At 62.8% G+C, this 18,395-nt stretch carries 15 protein-coding genes and 2 tRNA genes; 12 read left to right on the top strand and 5 right to left on the bottom strand.

From position 1 onward, the window contains the following. Window positions 1-38 precede the first annotated feature (38 nt). The 4 genes from C0V78_RS01085 to C0V78_RS01070 all read left to right on the top strand — a co-directional run bounded on the left by C0V78_RS01085 (window position 39) and on the right by C0V78_RS01070 (window position 2,025). Entirely contained in the window at window positions 39-1,043 is a 1,005-nt protein-coding gene (locus C0V78_RS01085) for a polysaccharide deacetylase family protein (protein WP_101796041.1), read from the top strand. 36 nt (window positions 1,044-1,079) lie between these two features. Beyond that, a tRNA-Ile gene (locus C0V78_RS01080) sits at window positions 1,080-1,156 on the top strand. 18 nt (window positions 1,157-1,174) lie between these two features. After that, a tRNA-Pro gene (locus C0V78_RS01075) sits at window positions 1,175-1,251 on the top strand. A gap of 345 nt (window positions 1,252-1,596) precedes the next feature. Beyond that, complete coding sequence (locus C0V78_RS01070; protein WP_101796040.1) at window positions 1,597-2,025, top strand: DNA-binding transcriptional regulator; 429 nt, start codon at window positions 1,597-1,599, stop codon at window positions 2,023-2,025. Between the two features lie 224 nt (window positions 2,026-2,249). Here C0V78_RS01070 and C0V78_RS01065 read toward each other — a convergent pair whose 3' ends face one another. From C0V78_RS01065 to C0V78_RS01055, 3 genes are read right to left on the bottom strand one after another with little or no spacing between them, the layout of a single operon-like run. Continuing rightward, the gene (locus tag C0V78_RS01065; RefSeq protein ID WP_101796039.1) at window positions 2,250-3,209 is read right to left on the bottom strand and encodes a plasmid partitioning protein RepB C-terminal domain-containing protein; all 960 of its coding nucleotides are present in this window, start codon (window positions 3,207-3,209) and stop codon (window positions 2,250-2,252) included. Next, window positions 3,202-4,101: a plasmid partitioning protein RepB C-terminal domain-containing protein gene (locus C0V78_RS01060; RefSeq protein ID WP_173843312.1), complete on the bottom strand. Its 900-nt coding sequence runs from the start codon at window positions 4,099-4,101 to the stop codon at window positions 3,202-3,204. The genes C0V78_RS01065 and C0V78_RS01060 overlap by 8 nt, the downstream gene beginning before the upstream one ends. Then, window positions 4,101-5,675 (bottom strand): recombinase family protein, encoded by a 1,575-nt coding sequence (locus tag C0V78_RS01055; protein ID WP_256385657.1) that lies wholly within the window; start codon window positions 5,673-5,675, stop codon window positions 4,101-4,103. Before C0V78_RS01055 ends, C0V78_RS01060 begins: the two co-directional genes overlap by 1 nt. Window positions 5,676-5,795: 120 nt before the next feature. On the opposite strand from C0V78_RS01055, the gene C0V78_RS01050 reads away from it, so the two are divergent. The 3 genes from C0V78_RS01050 (at window position 5,796) to C0V78_RS01040 (ending at window position 7,105) form a co-directional block, all read left to right on the top strand. Beyond that, on the top strand, window positions 5,796-6,416 hold the full coding sequence (locus C0V78_RS01050; protein WP_101796038.1) for a DeoR family transcriptional regulator: 621 nt from the start codon (window positions 5,796-5,798) through the stop codon (window positions 6,414-6,416). Between the two features lie 63 nt (window positions 6,417-6,479). Beyond that, complete coding sequence (locus tag C0V78_RS01045) at window positions 6,480-6,821, top strand: type II toxin-antitoxin system RelE/ParE family toxin (RefSeq protein ID WP_101796037.1); 342 nt, start codon at window positions 6,480-6,482, stop codon at window positions 6,819-6,821. Continuing rightward, a complete protein-coding gene (locus tag C0V78_RS01040) occupies window positions 6,818-7,105 on the top strand; it encodes a DNA-binding transcriptional regulator (RefSeq protein WP_083234626.1) in 288 nt (95 codons plus the stop codon). Before C0V78_RS01045 ends, C0V78_RS01040 begins: the two co-directional genes overlap by 4 nt. 169 nt (window positions 7,106-7,274) lie before the next feature. On the opposite strand, the gene C0V78_RS01035 is transcribed toward C0V78_RS01040, so the two are convergent. Next, window positions 7,275-7,718 (bottom strand): Lrp/AsnC family transcriptional regulator, encoded by a 444-nt coding sequence (locus tag C0V78_RS01035; protein WP_254049773.1) that lies wholly within the window; start codon window positions 7,716-7,718, stop codon window positions 7,275-7,277. A 148-nt stretch (window positions 7,719-7,866) separates the two neighbouring features. Here C0V78_RS01035 and putA point away from each other — a divergent pair, with 148 nt between their 5' ends. Beyond that, on the top strand, window positions 7,867-11,511 hold the full coding sequence (putA, locus tag C0V78_RS01030) for a trifunctional transcriptional regulator/proline dehydrogenase/L-glutamate gamma-semialdehyde dehydrogenase (protein WP_101796035.1): 3,645 nt from the start codon (window positions 7,867-7,869) through the stop codon (window positions 11,509-11,511). Between the two features lie 7 nt (window positions 11,512-11,518). Here the strand turns inward: putA and C0V78_RS01025 are convergent, their stop codons facing one another. Next, on the bottom strand, window positions 11,519-12,862 hold the full coding sequence (locus C0V78_RS01025; RefSeq protein ID WP_101796034.1) for a M28 family peptidase: 1,344 nt from the start codon (window positions 12,860-12,862) through the stop codon (window positions 11,519-11,521). 128 nt (window positions 12,863-12,990) lie between these two features. On the opposite strand from C0V78_RS01025, the gene C0V78_RS01020 reads away from it, so the two are divergent. The 4 genes from C0V78_RS01020 to ettA are packed head-to-tail and all read left to right on the top strand — an operon-like array spanning window position 12,991 to window position 18,369. After that, window positions 12,991-14,397, top strand: coding sequence for a DUF1800 family protein (locus C0V78_RS01020; protein ID WP_101796033.1), 1,407 nt, complete (start codon window positions 12,991-12,993; stop codon window positions 14,395-14,397). A gap of 4 nt (window positions 14,398-14,401) precedes the next feature. Next, the gene (locus tag C0V78_RS01015) at window positions 14,402-15,553 is read left to right on the top strand and encodes a DUF1501 domain-containing protein (protein ID WP_101796032.1); all 1,152 of its coding nucleotides are present in this window, start codon (window positions 14,402-14,404) and stop codon (window positions 15,551-15,553) included. A 37-nt stretch (window positions 15,554-15,590) separates the two neighbouring features. Beyond that, window positions 15,591-16,652: a hypothetical protein gene (locus C0V78_RS01010; RefSeq protein WP_101796031.1), complete on the top strand. Its 1,062-nt coding sequence runs from the start codon at window positions 15,591-15,593 to the stop codon at window positions 16,650-16,652. A gap of 43 nt (window positions 16,653-16,695) precedes the next feature. Further along, on the top strand, window positions 16,696-18,369 hold the full coding sequence (gene ettA / locus C0V78_RS01005; protein WP_101796030.1) for an energy-dependent translational throttle protein EttA: 1,674 nt from the start codon (window positions 16,696-16,698) through the stop codon (window positions 18,367-18,369). Window positions 18,370-18,395 lie beyond the last annotated feature (26 nt).

Here is an 18,395-nt window from a genome sequence, read left to right as displayed (position 1 = left end):
AACGGGGCGCGCAGAGTAACGGGGAAAGGCGCAAGCGTTTGGCCGAACGGCAGATAACCGACCAGCCGACACTGGCCAGCAGGGTGCAATTCGCGCCCGGCTTTGGCCAGCGCTTCGTCGTGACAATCGATACCGAGGAAGAGTTCGACTGGCGCCGCCCGCTCGACCGGACCAGCCACGGCCTCAACCACGTCCCCCGGCTCGCCAAGTTCCAGCAGTTCTGCGAAGGCTACGGCATCGTCCCGATCTACCTCGTTGACTATCCCATCGCCACCTGCCCCCGCGCCGCCGAAATCCTGAAGGAGCCACTGGCCATGGGCCGGGCCGAAGTTGGCGTGCAGCTGCATCCCTGGGTCAGCCCGCCTTTCGAAGAAGAACTGGGCGAATTCAATTCCTTCTCCGGCAATCTTCCTGCTGCGCTGGAGCGCGAGAAATTTGCCCGCCTGCATGAGGCGATCACCCGCAACTTCGAGGCCGCGCCGCTTGGCTATCGCGCGGGCCGTTACGGCGTGGGTCCGAACACGCACAAGGTGCTCAAGGAGTTCGGCGTACCGATCGATACCTCGGCCCGCAGCCGCTTCGACTACAGCGCCACCGGCGGCGCAAATTTCCGTGACCTGCCGCTCGATCCCTGGTGGATCGACGAAGAGCGCACGCTGATGGAGCTGCCGCTGACCACGCTGTTCTGGGGCCTGCTGCGAAGGCAGGGTCCCTGGCTATATCCCCGCATGTGGCGCGCCCCGCGCCTGCGCGGCGCCCTCGCCCGCGTCGGCATGCTTGAGCGCATTCCGCTCACCCCCGAAGGCGTCGCGCTGGACGAGGTTCTGAAGGGCATCGATATCGCCATCGATGAAGGTGTGCCCGTGCTGGTCTTCTCGTTCCACAGCCCTTCGCTGGCGCCCGGCTACACGCCCTATGTCCGCAGCGAGGAAGATCTGGATGCGTTCTACGACTGGTGGCGGACGGTGTTCGACTATCTTGCCAAGCGCAATATCCTTCCCACCGGCCTTGCCGGCGTGATGGATTCCGTCGCGCTTGCCTAATCGCCCCCGCCAAGCTAACCCGCGCCTCCTGCGGGCGGGCCTGTAGCTCAGTTGGTTAGAGCTGGCCGCTCATAACGGCTAGGTCGCGGGTTCGAGTCCTGCCGGGCCCACCACCGCAGGAAAACCCCGGTCGGGGAGTAGCGCAGCCTGGTAGCGCATCTGCTTTGGGAGCAGAGGGTCGCAGGTTCGAATCCTGTCTCCCCGACCATTCAATACGCGCGAATTCAAAACTGCCCCAAGGGGGCCGAAAAACGGCAGAATTCTGGGGTTTTTCAGAACGGAGAAATTTGGAGATTTTCCAATTTCACCCCCAAAACAGCCAATATTTTTTCCACAACCTCTGGACCGGAGATGGGCTAGGTCACAGAATTCTGCTGTTTCTAGAACCCGGAACGGGCAATCACAGTTTCCAAAACGCGACGGCTGACCCCAGACTTCAGACTGCTATTGCCTCCCGTCAGCTAGCGGGGAAAAGTGCTGCAATTACAGTGGCGGGCACAGGCAATGTTACTACGCCATTGACGTAGTTTGGGACGCAAAATAGCAATCGGGAATGAAGCAAAAGCGCAAACCATGGAAAGCCCTGAAGGTCTCTGTAAGCGTCGCATCACCTGACGATCTGATAACCCGCCCGCCTCGTGCCCACGTGCCAGTTGTCAACGTATCCGCGATTAGGGCCAAGGCCGGAATGTCACAAAGCGCTTTCGCGGCAAGCATCGGGGTGCCTCTGGGCACCTTGATAAACTGGGAACAAGGCCGCCGACAGCCGACAGGAGCCGCCAAGGTTTTGCTCGCATTGCTTGCAAAGAAGCCCTCTCTTGTGGGTGATCTGTATCCAGCGCCCCGCCCAAAGACGCTTCATTGGACCCCCGGCAGCCCAGACCCCAACGAAATGACCGCCAAGGAGAGGCTGGCTGAGGTCGGTGAAATATTGGCCAAGGGCGTTGCTCGAATGCTGAAAAAGTCAGCGGAGCATTCTTGATCATATCAGCGCGATCTCTTGGGGCGTGCCGGCTCGCCACATAACCGGCACGCCCATTCATACATCATGCGCGGCAACACCGCGCATGCGGCCGGTCCTTATGACGGCCGGCCTAGTGGGCTCCGAGCGGGTTCGCCGCCATCCCCACACCCATGCTCGATCCGCCCCACAGTGCGGCTTCTCCCATGGTCCCCGCGCTTATCGGGTCCGGGTCCCCATCACACTCAATCTTGAATTGCCAGCGTGGCTGAGGCCGGCGCGATCGACTCCATTTCCGCGATCCGCTGGAACTCGCTGAGATATTCCTGGTGATGCTGAGAAAGCCACCGAACGATGAGGGCATTACTTAGGAGCTTGACTATGTATCCGCGCGCTACGGTAAGGTGCAGGTTGTCGATGCCGTAGCTGTCCTCGACCGATTTCACCTGCGTCTGCAGGGCTGCGAGCTCCCGCTCCATTCGGGCGATCTGCTGGGCCGTCGGGCCATTCGCATTGGCCTTCTTATCTTTCTTCGGTTGCTTCGCGAGCTGATCGTCCGGCGTTGCGGCCAGAAGAGCTTTTGCGAACATCAGGCTGAAATTGTTCTGACCGACCATCAGATCTGCCGCTTCGATTTGCCGCGTGGGTGACATGCGGCGCAAAATGTCGAAAGCGTTCATAGGACAGATGGTGTCTTTCAGTATCTCCGCGGCCTCGGGGCAGATTCCATCCAGTAAGCGAAATTTGCGGTGTATCGACGCGACATCAAGCCCTAAAGCCTCGGCTATCACGGTCGGCGCCACCCCTCGCTCTACTGCTCGCGCGATCATGCGATGTTCCTGAAGAGGCGGCAGGCGATTTACACGCTTGTTGTAGGTGTAAGTCTCATCGTCGGTCGCCACGAGACAATCGACCATTTCGGCGCCGAGCTCTTTGAGTGCCTCGAGGCGCAAGTGCCCATCGAGCAGGAAATACCGCCCAGAATGCTGCGTGTCAGCGATGATGACTGGCGCTTCAACCAACCCGATCGCTTTGATCGAATTTACGATTTGGGCATATTTCTTGCTCTCGCGAATACCTTCGCGGAGCGATTTCAATGGCACAATTACAGAAATCGGGACCGAAACGGTCTGGCGCTCAAAAGCCAGATGAACGTCTGGATCGTCAGAAGCTTCGATAACGTGCTGAGGGAGCCAGTCAGCCATCCAAGCCTCCCGCGATCTTGATAGCTAGCGCCCGGGGCATGGTTTCCAGACCCTCAGCCCTTAATAAGGTGGTAAACCCCTCGTCGCTCAGGAGATCTTTGATAGCCTCGACAACGAAAAGAAGGCGGGTCTGGGTGAAGTCAGATTTCTTCACGAGCAGGCGCTGTTTCTCGGCTTCGCGTTGATAGACCTGCAGCAGGTCGTTTGCCGTTATGCGGCGGTTGCCACCACGCGAAGCCGACCGGCCTGAATGAATTCCTTTATTCCTGCTCCGCAGACGCCGATCAAGCAAGCGTCGTACAGATGCGAGCTTTTTGCCTTTCAGTTTCCCCGTTTCATAGGCTTCGAGCAGAAGGTTCTGAGCCTCTTCTGTTTCAGCCTTTGCTACCTCCATGGCCATTGTTATCGGTATCAGACCAGTTTCGACTGCCGACAAAAGTCGATCCTCGCCGCGCTCGAGCAGCGATACGACCATGCTGACCCAAGAGTTATGGACACCGATCTTCCGGGCGATATCAGCCTCGCTGTAGCCGCGTTTCCTGAGTTCGCCGATTTCGCGCATCACATCGATCGGTCGTTGCACCCGTCGTGCAATATTCTCGACTAGGCTCATGACGAGACACTCGTCCTCTGCCGCCTCGATCACGACGGCTGGGATTTCCTCCTGTCCGAGCATCTGAAACGCCTCAAGGCGCCCTTGCCCGCAGACCAAGTCGTATCTTGGCCCGCCCGGCCCCTGCCGCAAGCTGACTGTGATCGGCCGTTTCAAACCGATTGCCTCGATATTGTTCACGATTTCGCGGTGCTGCCGCTTGTTGCGGGAACGGGGGTTGAGCACGTTGATCCTTGAAATCGGGATCATCTCGATCTGTTGCGAGCCCACTTCGGTCATCAGGCAGCCTCCGCAATGCTGACTGGAGCGGCAATTTCATAGAGGTAGTCCAGGGTGTCGAAACGATAGGCGTCGAGGCTCAGGCCATTGTCTTCGGCCATCCTTAGCCGCTCGGAGGTTACGTCGATCCGCGGGAACAGGTAGAAATCGAGCGGCGCCCTATTGTCTATGTCCATGCGCACCACGATCGTGATGTCTGACATGGCTGATGTGTCGAAGCGCATCTTCCAGCGCAGCAGGCCCGTTGGCGTGACCAGGCATCGGACTATGACGATCGACAGGCTGAACTCGCCATTGACGATGACGCTGTCGGAAGTGAGATCCTGCCAGGCATCGCTGCCCTGCCCACGCAGCCCGTCCAGGACCTGCCTCAAAACATCGGGATGCATCTGGCGCAGGGTTCGATTGATCGCGACGTACCGGTAGTCCCGGTCTGGCGTGAACCCCACCAGGCTATAGGCTCTCAGCAGGCTGCCGAAACGGGAGCTATAAGCACTGCTGGAGGGCAAACCATCGCACTCGTCGATGACGATCCCCGAGAGCAGGCCTTTGCTGGCATAGAGCCCGCGCAAGGCTTCCAGCATTTCATCATCTGACAGTCGGAACGAACGCGCCGCAATGATCGAATGGGCAGCTTCAAACAGATCCCGCTCTACGATGCCCTCGAACGCACCCTGAGACCGAATCCACATCTCGGGCGCATTCTGTACGCGCTTCTTCTTCAGTTTGAACGAGCGGCGGTTCCAAACGTTGTCGCCGACATATTTCTCATTGATCAGTAGCTGGTGAACGGTACCGCGGGTCCATGGGCGGTCGAGGTCGGTCAGGATTCCCCTGGCGTTGAGGTCTTCCGCGATCTCGCGCTCACTGCGGCCTCCATGCACGAAGGCGTGATAGATCTGACGAACAGTATCTGTTTCCTCTTCTGGGCCCGGCGTCAAAATAACCCGGTCGGTTTGGATGCTCTTGTGCTCGCCGCGCCCCAAAACGCCTTTGATTGCTCCACTCTCGTCGATCAGGGTTCGGCGAAGTCCAAAGCCCGCAGGGCCACCCTGGCGGTAGCCTTTCTCGATCAGCCTGCCCTGCCCAGCGAACACCTTGGTTGAGAGCTCTCGGCTATATTCCCCTGCCATGGCGCGTTTGACGCCTTTGACGATAGTCGAAACTGGACTGCCATCGTTCTCGAATTGCTCCGCGCAGTACTGGACTGCGATCCCAGCGCGCTTGCAGATGTACTCGTAGTAGGCGCTTTCATCCGCGTCCTGGAAACGCCCCCAGCGACTAATGTCGTAAACGAGAATCATGGTGTAGTCGGCTAAGCCAGACTGAACATCATCGATGAGTTGCTTAAGGGCGTCGCGCCCTTCGATCTTCAGGCCGCTCTTACCCGCATCCGCATAGGTACGAACAATGTCGATACCCCGCGCAGTGGCGTAGTGGCGGATCGCATCTGCCTGGTTCTCGGTCGAGTATTTCTGGTGGTCCGTGGACATACGGACATATTCAGCCGCCCTTACATTGCGCCCTGTTTGTTCAGGGCGCTTCCCCCCGTCCTCGTAGTGCCAGTCGCTCAACTCACGCCCTTTCAAATTCAGCCGCCGCAGCAGTCCAGGGCGTCCACCAGCTGCAGTCCGATCAGCGCCTCTGCCTACCGTTCCGCACACACGCGAATGTAACGGGGGAAAGGACGGAGGATGTTGCCGAAAAAGGGCAAGATGTTGCACCTGTGGGTGGGGCTGGCGAAGTCGCCAAAGGACTATGCCGAGTTGATCGCGGACGCTTTGAAAGAGGAGCATGGCGACACGCATCGATCAGTCAAAACGATCATGCGCTGGACCAACGCAAGTGAGCGCAGCGTCAAGAATTGGCTGAGCGGCGAATCCGGGCCAAGCGGTTATTTCTTGATGAGACTTTTCGCAAAATCGGCGGCCGTCCAGGCACTGGTTTTGGAGCTTATTACCGATGCGAGCGCCCAGCCGCCAACGCCGCAAGTGGCCGCTAGGATTGATCTTAGAACCGATGATCGACCGGGCACAGAGGTCGAAACCGGCACTGATTATGGTGACATTATTGGTGACATTTATGGTGACATCGATGTCACCATAAATTGTGCCGAGTTTTCCGGACTTAACCCGAGACAGGAATGGTTTCTGGAGCGAGTCGCACGAAATGGGAAATGCACCGCCGAGGACCTCGCCAACCATTGGGAGGTCACACTGAGAACCGCGAAACGTGACATAGGGGTGTTGCGGGACAACGGTAGAATCATCTTTGTCGGATCGCGTCGCCTGGGACGGTATGTAATGCTGGAATGAGGTGACAGCGCGTCCAACCATACGTCATTGACGTATGGTTCATTGACGTATAAACAAGGGCTCATGACCACTTTACAGACCGTCGTGGAGCTGCCCGAGTTCCTTCGACGGGCGAAGGCCATCATGACCGAGGCCGAACGCCTTGGTCTTGTGAACTATATCGCGGCAAACCCGAATGCGGGAGTGTCTTTGGGCGGTGGCCTGCGCAAGGTAAGGATCCCCCGCGAAGGCGGTGGCAAGAGCGGCGGATACCGGACCATCTACGTTTTTGGCGGCACGCACATGCCCATATTTCTGGTCACAGTGTTCGCCAAAAACGAGAAAGACAATTTGACCAAGGCCGAACAGGCAGCAGCGATCCAGCTAAGCAAGATCCTAGTCGATACCCATGGAGGCAGCCAATGAACGCACATGACAGCATTATGCAGGGTCTTAATGAGGCTCTTGCCTTTACCCAAGGCCAGCATGTCGGCTCGAATGTCCATCACGTCGAGGTGCCTGCCGTCGATGTCGCCGCCATCAGAGCGAGAACAGGGCTGTCGCAAGGCGCATTCGCCCGGAGCATTGGTGTAGCCAAGGGCACATTGCTGAATTGGGAGCATGGCCGACGTCGCCCGACTGGTCCGGCCCAGGTGCTGCTAGCCATGATTGAGAAGAAGCCATCGTTGGTAGCAGAACTACTGCGTTAGGGCCGGCCAGTCAGGGCACCAGAACCTTCTCACTGCCTGCACTAACACGGGCATGCCTATCTCTTGGCTACAATCCAGACGGTTAATTTTATTACACCATTGTTATTATTGAACTTTTTACTGGAGACAGTTCGCTATCGGGCTGCTATCCACGACCATTTTTCCGCCATCAGGCGCCGGCATCGACGATCGATTCCATCACCACGAAGGTCGATGTGCTCGCCACGTGCGGCAGGCTGGAAATCTTCTCGCCCAGCACCCGGCGATAGCTGTGGATGTCGGCAGTGCGGACTTTCAGCAGATAGTCGAAGCTGCTGGCGATCATGTGGCATTCCTCGATCTCGCGCACTTGCAGCACGGCCTTGCGGAATTCCGCCAGTGCCGGCTCGCGCGTGTCGGACAGCTTCACTTCGGCAAAGGCGATGTGACCAAGGCCAAGCCGCACCGGATCGATCACCGCGCGGAAGCCGCGGATGATGCCATCGGCAATCAGCCGCCTGAGCCTGATCTGGCAGGGCGTTTTCGACAGGCCGACGCGGCTGGCCAGTTCCGTGATGGTAATGCGACCGTCCGCTTGCAGAACTTCCACGATCCTGCGGTCGATCTGGTCCATTTGACCAATTCCGTTCGAAGAATGCATGATCTTTCCTGCCTTTCCGATCTTAAACAGGCATTTTTGTCTGCCTTGATCTGAAAAATAGTCTGAACGACCTGCCGTGTCGAGTTATGCTGCGCTTCCCGGCCAAGCAGGAAGCCAAGCCATGTCCGACCCGACCATTCCTTTCGCGCAGTTCGCTCCACCGGTGCGTCCGCAATCGACCCTGCGCCGGCAGATCAGCGCCGCGACACGCCTGCCCGAAGAGGACGCAGTGGCGCGCCTCTTGCCGCAGGCCGAGATCGACCCTGCCCTCGCGCAGGAAATCGCCGCGACTACGCGGCAGCTTGTCACCGCGCTGCGAAGCAAGGGCCAGCGGGGTGGCGTCGAGGCGCTGGTGAAGGAATATTCGCTGTCCAGCCACGAGGGTGTCGCGCTGATGTGCCTGGCCGAGGCACTGCTGCGAATTCCCGACCGCGAGACGCGCGACGCGCTGATCCGTGACAAGATTGCCCGAGGCGATTGGCGCGCCCATCTTGGCGAGGGCAATTCGCTGTTCGTCAATGCCACGACATGGGGGCTGATGGTTACCGGCAAGCTCGCCGCCAGCCATGCCGAGGATGGCCTTGCCGCCGCCCTCACCCGCCTGATTGCACGGGCCGGCGAACCCGTGATCCGCCGCGGCATCGATATGGCCATGCAGATGATGGGCGAACAGTTCGTCACCGGCGAGACCATCGGTGAAGCCCTGCACCGCGCCCGCCGTCTGGAAGCGCGCGGCTTTGCCTACAGCTATGACATGCTGGGCGAGGCGGCGACCACGCAGGCCGATGCCGACCGCTATTACGCCGACTATGAAAACGCGATCCACGCCATCGGCAAGGCGGCGGACGGGCGCGGCCTTTATGCGGGGCCGGGAATTTCGATAAAGCTGTCGGCGTTGCACCCGCGCTATTCCCGCGCACAGGCCGCGCGGGTGATGGGTGAGCTGCTGCCTCGCGTCCATTCGCTCGCCATGCTGGCGCGCGGCTATGGCATCGGGCTCAACATCGATGCCGAGGAATCGGAGCGGCTGGAGCTGTCGCTCGACATCCTGGAAAGCCTTGCCCTTGCCGATGACCTTGCCGGCTGGAATGGCCTGGGATTCGTGGTCCAGGCCTATGGCAAGCGCTGCCCCATGGTCATCGACTGGCTGGTGGACCTCGCGCGCCGGTCGGGCCGCAGGCTGATGGTACGGCTGGTCAAGGGTGCCTATTGGGACAGCGAGATCAAGCGCGCGCAGGTTGAGGGGCAGAACGGTTTTCCCGTCTTCACCCGCAAGGTGCATACCGATGTTTCCTACATCGCCTGCGCACGAAAGCTGCTCGCAGCCCGCGAGGCGGTGTTTCCCCAGTTCGCCACCCACAACGCCCAGACGCTGGCGACGATCTACCACATGGCAGGGCCTGATTTCACGGTCGGCGATTACGAGTTCCAATGCCTGCACGGCATGGGCGAGGCGCTTTACGAGGAGGTTGTGGGCTTCGAAAAGCTTGACCGTCCCTGCCGCATCTATGCCCCGGTCGGTACGCACGAAACGCTGCTGGCCTACCTGGTGCGGCGCCTGCTGGAAAACGGCGCGAACTCTTCCTTCGTCCATCGCATCTGGGATGAGCAGGTTTCGGTTGGCGAACTGGCGCAGGACCCTGTCACGGCCGCGCGCGCCATCGTGCCGGTCGGCGCAGCACATGAAGCGATCGCCCTCCCCCGCGACCTTTTCGGCACGCGGCGCAATTCGCAAGGGATCGACCTGGCGAACGAGGCGGTACTCGAAGACCTGTCGCAGCACCTGCGCGAAAGCGTGGCGCAGGACTGGTCTGCCGCGCCAAGCCTTGCCGGGCTCACCGATCACCGCGAGATGATGCCAGTCCGCAATCCCGCTGACCGGCGCGATGTGGTGGGCCATGTGGCCTTCGCGCTGGACAGCGACGTGCGCCATGCCACCCGCGCTGCGCAGGACGCCCTGCCCGCTTGGTACGCAAGGCCAGCCGTAGAGCGCGCAGGCTTGCTTGAGGTTGCCGCAGACAGGCTGGAACAGCAGATGCCGCGCCTGCTGGGCCTGATCGTGCGCGAGGCAGGAAAGTCGATCACCAATGCCGTTGCCGAAGTGCGCGAGGCGGTGGACTTCCTGCGCTACTACGCCGATCAGGCTCGGCAGTCGCTCGACGCTTCGCACCAGCCTCTCGGTCCGGTGGCCTGCATCAGCCCGTGGAATTTCCCGCTTGCCATCTTCACCGGCCAGATTGCTGCGGCGCTGGCTGCCGGCAACACCGTCCTCGCCAAACCGGCCGAGGAAACGCCGCTGATCGCAGCAGAGGCCGTACGCATCCTCCATTCCGCCGGCATTCCCGCCGACGTGCTGCAGCTCCTGCCGGGCGACGGGACGATCGGCGCCGCGCTGGTATCCAGCCCCGATATTGCCGGAGTGCTGTTCACCGGCTCTACCGAAGTTGCGCGCCTGATCCAGGCGCAACTGGCCAGCCGCAGCATTGACCGGCTGGTGCCGCTGGTCGCGGAAACCGGCGGGCAGAACGCGATGATCGTCGACAGCTCGGCACTTGCCGAACAGGTCACGGCCGATGTCATCGCCTCGGCTTTCGACAGCGCCGGGCAGCGCTGCTCGGCACTGCGCATCCTGTGCCTTCAGGAGGACATTGCCGACCGCCAGCTGGCCATGCTGAAGGGCGCGCTTGCCGAACTGGGCATCGGCAACCCGGATCGCCTTTCCGTCGATGTCGGGCCGGTCATCACCGCCGAGGCGCGCGATGCCATCGAGTCCCACGTCGATCGGATGCGGCAGGTCGGTTGCGCGATCCACCGCGCGCCTCTCGCCGAGGCTGCGAAGCACGGCACCTTCGTGGCCCCGACGATCATTGAGATCGAGGATATTGCCCAGATCGGGCGCGAGGTTTTCGGCCCGGTGCTCCACGTCCTGCGCTATCGCCGGGAAGAAATGGGCGCGCTGGTCGAAGCCGTGAATGCCACCGGCTACGGACTGACCTTCGGGCTGCACACCCGGCTGGACGATACGGTTGAGCACGTCACGTCCATGGCCGCAGCGGGCAACGTCTATGTCAATCGCAACGTTATCGGCGCGGTCGTGGGGGTGCAGCCTTTTGGCGGGCGCGGGCTTTCGGGCACCGGCCCCAAGGCGGGCGGTCCGCTGTACCTCGGGCGGCTGGTGCAAGCCATGCCGCAGGTGGAAATCGGCGGTGCACGCATGGAGGATGCCGCGTGCCGATCCTTCGCCGCATGGCTCGAGTCACAGGGCGAAGCCAGCACCGCCGCCATGGTGCGCCGGGCTGCGCAAAGCCAGATGAACGGCCTTGCCTGTCAACTGCCGGGACCGGTGGGCGAGCGGAACCTCTATGCCCTGCACCCGCGTGGCGAGGTGCTGCTGGTGCCATCCAGCGAGCAGGGCATGGCAGTGCAGATCGGCACGGCGCTGGCTGCCGGAAACCGCGCCAGTGTGGTCTGGAAAGGTGGGCGGCCCGGCAGCTATGACGGCCTGCCCGCCGAAGTAGCGAGCAGGATCGCATGGCTCGACAAGATACCGGCCATGTCCCGTTTCGCAGCCGTGCTGGTCGAACCGCGCGCCGAAGGGCTTGGCGAGATCGCCCGGCAACTCGCCGCCATGGCGGGACCGATCCCGATCGCCCAGGTTGCCGGGAGCGACGGACACTATCGCCCGGACTGGCTGGTGGAAGAGGTTTCCGCCTCGATCAACACCACTGCGGCTGGGGGCAACGCCAGCCTGATGGCAATGGTGTGACGCCAGCCTAGGGCGCGATCAGCGCGCCGCCTTCGGTGGCAACGATCTTCAGCACGGCCGTCCAGGCATCGACGTTCTGCTGCAGCTGGGCCGGGTCAACCTTGTCCAGCGTATCGTCGGGTGTGTGGTGCAAGTCGAAGTAGCGCGTGCCGTCCTGGGCAAGATCGATCACAGCCAGCTTCTGCGCCTTGATGATCGCATCGACGTCTGCCCCGCCATCGGCGGCACCGGCGTTCGGCACGATGCCAAGCGGATTGAGCGCCGTCTTGATGCTTTCCGCAACTTGCGGGGCAAGGCGCGTGAACTTGACGTTCCACACCCTGTCAGCGCCGAAATCGCTCTCCATGGCAAGGGCGTGCGGCTCCTTTGCGTGAGCCTTGGCATAGGCCTGGCCGCCCAGTCCGCCGAGTTCCTCTGCTCCCGCCCAGAGCACGCGGATCGTGCGCAGGGGCTTGCCGCCTTCCTGCACCTTCAGCGCTGCGGCGGTGACGATGGCGCAGCCCGCGCCGTCATCGATCACGCCCATGCCCAGGTCCCAGCTATCGAGATGGCAGGCGACGATGATCATCGGCAGCGAGGGATCGCGACCCGGCAGGTCGGCAATCACGTTGCCCGACGGCATGTTTTCCTGCGTCCGTCCTGTCAGCGTCAGCGAAAGCCGCATGAGCTTGCCGCTGCGGGCGACCCGGGCGATGATGTCTGCATCCGGATTGGAAACCGCGCCCGCCGGAATGGCCGAAACACCCGCCGGCCAGCTGATCGCGCCGGTATGCGGGTTACGGTGGTTGTCCGTGCCGATCGAGCGGATGACCACCCCGATCGCGCCCTTTGCGGCAGCGATGCCCGGCCCCTGCCGGCGGACATTGCCATAAGGGCCATATCCCGAACCGTCCTGATTGGCCTTCATGGCATGGTCGATGAAGGCGATCTTGCCCGTGAGCGAAGCGGCTGGCGCAGCCTTGATCGCATCGAGCGTCGGGAAATAGACAACATCGCCCGAAACGCCGCCCTCGGGCGTGGTGCCGCTATAGCCCAGTGCGGTTATCGCCAGCTTGTGCGGATAAGGAGCAGTCAGCCAGGCGCTGTCATGGCCGCGAACATAGCCGCGGATCGTGAAGGGTTCGTTCTTCACGTTCTGGAAGCCCAGCGCCTTCAATCGCGTCACGGCCCATTCGCGCGCCGCCGCCTCCTCGGGCGATCCGGCAAGGCGCTGCCCGGTTTCGACCGTCAGGTCTTCCATGATGGTCCAGGCCATGCCCTTGCCTACCGACTTTTCATCGGCGTGGGCGGCACAAACGGAAAGGACAAGGGCGGCAGCGCTGGCAAGCGCACGACAGGCAGTTGGTTTCATGGGCAACATTGCTAGCTGCCCGCGCGCGGCACTTCAATCCCGCTCCACGCAGGCCGGAAATTCCTGCGTGACATTCGTTCAGCCTGCGATCAGGTTCGAGGCGTTTGGATGGCGCGAGGGAGGACGCGATGCCGCAAATCCAGATAGCTCTCAATCGCTTCGGCCTGGGCATTCGCGCCGGGGAAACACCGCCTGCCGATCCGCGCCGCTGGCTGCTGGACCAGCTGGAGAGGTACGATCCCGCACCGGCCGCCGTCGCCTCTTTGCCGGGCAGCCGCCAGCTCGTCACACAACTGGCCGCCGTGCGCCTAGACCGGCAGGAGCGCGAAAAGGCCATGGCGGAGCAGTCCGGCCAGCAAATGGCAGCCCAGGCGGACAATCCCGAGCGGGAAATCCTGCGTCCGTTGCGCCAGAGCTATGTAGAGGCCGCTGCCGCGCGCAACATGGCCGCCTTTGCCTCTGCCACGCCGTTCATGGAGCGGCTGGTTGCCTTCTGGTCCAACCATTTTGCCGTCTCGATCGACAAGCCGGCGACTTTGGGGCTGGCCGGTGCATTCGAGAACGAGGCGATCCGGCCGCACGTAATGGGCAAGTTTTCTTCCATGCTGCTCGCGGTCGAACGCCACCCGGCCATGCTGCTCTATCTCGATCAGGCGCAGTCGATCGGGCCAAACAGCAAGCTCGCCGAGGCCGCCCAGCGCCGCGGTGCACAGCGCCAGCCGGGGCTTAACGAGAACCTCGCGCGCGAGATTCTCGAACTGCACACGCTGGGGGTCCGCAGCGGCTATTCGCAGGCCGACGTCACCGAATTTGCCAAGGCGCTGACCGGCTGGACCGTGACCGGCCTTGGCAGGATCGCGCGCCTGCTGCCCTACACCAGCGGGGAATATGCCTTCGTGCCCCAATTGCACGAACCGGGTCCGCGCACGGTCGCCGGAAAGCGCTATGCCGATGATGGCGAGAAGATGGGTCAGGCCATCCTCATGGACCTTGCCGCCCACCCCGCCACCGCACGCCATATCGCCACCAAGCTGGCGCGCCACTTCGCTGCCGACGATCCGCCCGCACCGCTGGTTGCCCGGCTGGAACAGGCGTTCCTGAAAACCGGCGGAGACTTGCCGGCACTTTACCGCATCCTCATCGACGCGCCCGAGATCTGGGAGGCAAAGGGCAGCAAGTTTCGCCAACCCTGGGAATGGCTGACCGCCGTCCAGCGGGCCAGCGGCGTCCCCTTCCCTGCCCAGGCAACGGTGTTCACGCTCAACCAGCTTGGCCAGAGCCCGTGGAAGCCCGGATCGCCTGCCGGGTGGGACGATATTGCTGCCAGCTGGGCCGCACCCGATGCCCTGCTGCGCCGGGTGGAAGTGGCGAACCGCTATGCCCGCTCGCTCACCGCGCTTGATGCCCGGGCGCTGGCGCCAAAGCTGTTTCCCGATTCGCTGAGCGAGGCCACCCGACAAGCCATCGCCCGGGCCGATTCCGGGCAGCAGGCGCTGGCGCTGCTGTTTGTCTCACCCGAAATGCTGCGGAGGTAATGCGATGACCCTGCTTTCCTTCGATCGCCGCCACCTGCTCGGAGCCCTGGGAGCCAGCGCCCTGTTGCCCGCGCGGATCGCCTTCGCTGCGGCCGGCCAGACCGAAAGGCGGCTGGTGTTCATCATCCAGCGCGGCGCGGCGGACGGGCTGGCCACGCTCGCGCCCATTGGCGATCCGGCCTTTGCCAGTGCCCGCGGCGCACTAGCGGAAGAGTTCGCCGGGCTGAACAAGCTTGACGGGATGTTTGCCCTGCACCCATCGCTTGCCGGCATGGGCAAGCTCTATGCAGCAAGGCAGGCGCTGTTCGTGCACGGCGTCGGCATTCCCTATCGCGACCGGTCGCACTTCGATGCGCAGAACGTGCTCGAAACCGGCGGCACCAAGCCCTATGAGCACCCCGATGGCTGGATGAACAGGCTGCTTGGCCTGCTGCCCGGCGGCACCCGCGCCATGGCGGTTGCGCCAACCGTGCCCGCCGCCATGCGCGGCCCGCGCGAAGTGGCCAGCTATGCCAATTCGCGCCTGCCCGATGCCACCGAAGACCTGATGCAGCGCGTCTCGCAGCTCTATGCAGCAGATCCGCAGCTGCACGGTTTGTGGGAAAGCTCGATGCAGGCACGCCAGATGGCGGCCGGGAATGACGATTCCGGGGCCGATCCCGCCGCCACCGGCAAGCTTGCGGCCAGCCTGCTCACCGGACCGCAAGGCGCGCGTGTGGCGATGATCGAGACGGGCGGCTGGGATACCCATATCAACCAGAAAGGCCGGCTGGAGCGCGGCCTGAAAGGGCTGGATACGATGATCGGCGCGCTGCGCGACGGTCTCGGGCCTGCCTGGAGCGAGACATTGGTGGTCGTGGCGACAGAGTTTGGCCGCACCGTGGCGCCCAATGGCACGGGCGGCACCGATCACGGCACCGGATCGCTGCTGATGCTGCTGGGCGGCACGGTCGACGGCGGGCGGGTCGTGGCCGACTGGCCGGGCCTTGCCCCGCGGCAGCTGTTCGAGGGGCGAGACCTGAAGCCCACCCTGCCGATCGATGCCGCGCTCGCCGGGGCGCTGGGCGGGCACTTCGGCGTGGACCCTGCTCGCGTCCTGGCCACCTGTTTTCCCGGCGCTACCGGCAAAGCCAGCAGTGGACTGATCCGGGCCTGAACTTGCGGAAAATGGCAAGCGCTGGCAACAGCTTGCCATGCTCCGCACGCTGTCACCGCTGCAAGCCCGCCTGCTGATCGCCTTCGTGCTGCTGTTTGCTGGCTGGTGCGCGGCGCAGACCGCCCAGCCCGCGCCGCAGGTCGTGGTGACGAGCAGCAGCTATTCGGACATCGACCTCTATCACGACATCGCCCGGCAGGTGAGCGCGGGGACCCCCTATCATCAGGCCGCGCATGACCTGCAACGCGCGCATGACTATCCGACCAGCCCCTTCGTGACGATACGCCTGCCAACGCTCGCGCACGTGGCGGCGGCGCTTGGCTGGCCTGCGCTTCAGGCGCTGCTCGCCGCCGTGCTGTTGCTTGCAGTGGTGCAGTGGTATCGCCTTGCCGCCACGCGTGCCAATGGCGCGGGGGGGCTGGCAAAGGCTGAGCCGGTGCTGGTTGCCCTGGCGATCCTTGCGGGCGGCATGATGGTCACCCAGATCGGCCTGGTCGCCATGCATGACCTGTGGGCCGGCGTGCTTGCCAGCGCGGCCATGACCCTGCGCGGCACAAGGCGCTGGCCATGGGCACTCCTGCTCGCGGGCTGCGCCATCCTGATCCGCGAGATTGCCGTGCCTTTCGTCTTCCTCGCGCTGGCTTTCGCGCTGTTGGAGCGACGGCGGGGCGAGGCGCTGGGCTGGATCGGCCTATTGCTGGTTTTCGCGGTCGCCATGTGGCTTCACGCCGAGGCCGTACACGCCGTGCTGGCACCCGGTGACAAGCAATCGCTGGCATGGACCGGGCTGCGAGGAATTGCCGGGGTGCTTGCCGACCTGACCGACAATTCGTTGCTTAACCGCCTGCCCCAGCCAATCGCCTTTGCGCTGATCCCGCTTGCCCTGCTCGGCTGGGCCGCCGCGCCGCGCGGCACGGCGCTGTTCGGCCTGCTCCATTGCCTGGGCATGGCGGCGATGATTGCGCTGTTTTCCCGCCCGGACAATTTCTACTGGGCCTGCCTGCTGCTGCCCGCCTGGTTCATCGGCTTCGCCTTCCTGCCGCGCGCGGTAGGCGAGCTGTCGCAGGCCGCGCTTGCGAGGCGCGCCCGCGCCCTGTAGAGGCGCGTCAACTTTCCAGCACGCACGATCAAAGAGGTTCCCCGTGGCCGCTCAATACGCCTTCGTGATGAAGGACATGACCAAGACTTTCCCCGGCGCGCAGAAGCCGGTGCTGAGCAACATCAACCTGCAGTTCTACCAGGGTGCGAAGATCGGCATCGTCGGCCCGAACGGTGCGGGCAAGTCCACGCTCATGAAGATCATGGGCGGGATCGACACCGATTTCACCGGCGAGGCCTGGCCGGGCGAGAACATCACCGTCGGCTACCTTCCGCAGGAGCCGGAGCTCGACAAGAGCAAGACCGTCCTCGAAAACGTCAAGGACGGTGCCCGCCACATCGCCGACATGGTTGACCGGTTCAACGAGATCAGCGCCCTGATGTGCGAAGAGGACGCCGATTTCGACACCCTGGGCGCCGAAATGGGCGAACTGCAGGACAAGATCGACGCGGTTGACGGCTGGACGCTCGACAACCAGCTCGAAGTGGCGATGGAGGCCCTGCGCTGCCCGCCGGGCGACTGGTCGGTGGACAACCTGTCGGGCGGTGAAAAGCGCCGCATCGCGCTGACCCGCCTGCTGATCCAGAAGCCCGATATCCTGCTGCTGGACGAACCGACCAACCACCTCGATGCGGAAAGCGTCGAGTGGCTGGAAAACCACCTCAAGGACTATGCCGGCGCGGTGCTGATGATCACCCACGACCGCTACTTCCTCGATCACGTGGTCGGCTGGATCCTCGAACTCGATCGCGGCCGGTACTTCCCCTACGAGGGCAACTATTCGACCTACCTCGAAAAGAAGGCCAAGCGCCTTGAGCAGGAGGATCGCGAGGAAAGCGGCAAGCAGAAGGCCCTGCAGCGCGAACTCGAATGGATCCGGCAGACCCCGGCTGCCCGCCAGACCAAGTCCAAGGCACGTATCCGCAAGTTCGAGGAACTGCAGAACGCGCAGGACAACCGCCCGATCGGCAAGGCCCAGATCGTCATCCAGGTGCCCGAGCGCCTTGGCGGCAAGGTGATCGAGGCCAAGAACATCTCGAAGGCTTATGGCGACAAGCTGCTGTTCGAGGACCTGAGCTTCACCCTGCCCCCCGGCGGCATCGTCGGCGTAATCGGACCGAACGGCGCGGGCAAGTCCACGCTGTTCCGCCTGATCACCGGCCAGGAACAGCCCGACAGCGGCACCATCGAGATCGGCGAGACCGTGCGCCTTGGCTATGTCGACCAGAGCCGCGATCACCTCGACCCGAAGAAGAACGTCTGGGAGGAAATCTCCGACGGGCTTGATTACATGAAGGTCAACGGGCAGGATACCTCGACCCGCGCCTATGTCGGTGCCTTCAACTTCAAGGGCCAGGATCAGCAGAAGAACGTCGGCAAGCTTTCCGGCGGTGAGCGCAACCGCGTCCACATCGCCAAGATGCTGAAGACCGGCGGCAACGTGCTGCTGCTCGACGAACCGACCAACGACCTTGACGTGGAAACGCTGGCGGCGCTGGAAGAAGCCATCGAAAACTTCGCCGGCTGCGCCGTGGTCATCAGCCACGACCGCTTCTTCCTCGACCGTCTGGCCACCCACATCCTCGCTTTCGAAGGCAACAGCCACGTCGAATGGTTCGAAGGCAACTTCGAAGCCTATGAGGAAGACAAGCGCCGCCGCCTGGGCGACGCTGCCGACCGCCCGACAAGGCTGGCCTACAAGAAGCTGACGCGCTGACCTTCAGGAACTTGCCGCCAAACCTG

The organism is Novosphingobium sp. TH158 (assembly GCF_002855555.1).
GTDB lineage: Bacteria > Pseudomonadota > Alphaproteobacteria > Sphingomonadales > Sphingomonadaceae > Novosphingobium.
Note: the sequence above shows the minus strand (reverse complement) of the source record. Positions and strands in the feature narration are given on the sequence as shown.

Bases quoted from the DNA above. Each gene is read 5' to 3' on its own strand.
- C0V78_RS01070 (WP_101796040.1), top strand. From the start codon at position 1,597: ATGAAGCAAAAGCGCAAACCATGGAAAGCCCTGAAGGTCTCTGTAAGC.
- C0V78_RS01065 (WP_101796039.1), bottom strand. From the start codon at position 3,209: ATGGCTGACTGGCTCCCTCAGCACGTTATCGAAGCTTCTGACGATCCA.
- C0V78_RS01060 (WP_173843312.1), bottom strand. From the start codon at position 4,101: ATGACCGAAGTGGGCTCGCAACAGATCGAGATGATCCCGATTTCAAGG.
- C0V78_RS01050 (WP_101796038.1), top strand. From the start codon at position 5,796: ATGTTGCCGAAAAAGGGCAAGATGTTGCACCTGTGGGTGGGGCTGGCG.
- C0V78_RS01045 (WP_101796037.1), top strand. From the start codon at position 6,480: ATGACCACTTTACAGACCGTCGTGGAGCTGCCCGAGTTCCTTCGACGG.
- C0V78_RS01040 (WP_083234626.1), top strand. From the start codon at position 6,818: ATGAACGCACATGACAGCATTATGCAGGGTCTTAATGAGGCTCTTGCC.
- C0V78_RS01035 (WP_254049773.1), bottom strand. From the start codon at position 7,718: ATGGACCAGATCGACCGCAGGATCGTGGAAGTTCTGCAAGCGGACGGT.
- putA (WP_101796035.1), top strand. From the start codon at position 7,867: ATGTCCGACCCGACCATTCCTTTCGCGCAGTTCGCTCCACCGGTGCGT.
- C0V78_RS01025 (WP_101796034.1), bottom strand. From the start codon at position 12,862: ATGAAACCAACTGCCTGTCGTGCGCTTGCCAGCGCTGCCGCCCTTGTC.
- C0V78_RS01020 (WP_101796033.1), top strand. From the start codon at position 12,991: ATGCCGCAAATCCAGATAGCTCTCAATCGCTTCGGCCTGGGCATTCGC.
- C0V78_RS01015 (WP_101796032.1), top strand. From the start codon at position 14,402: ATGACCCTGCTTTCCTTCGATCGCCGCCACCTGCTCGGAGCCCTGGGA.
- C0V78_RS01010 (WP_101796031.1), top strand. From the start codon at position 15,591: ATGCTCCGCACGCTGTCACCGCTGCAAGCCCGCCTGCTGATCGCCTTC.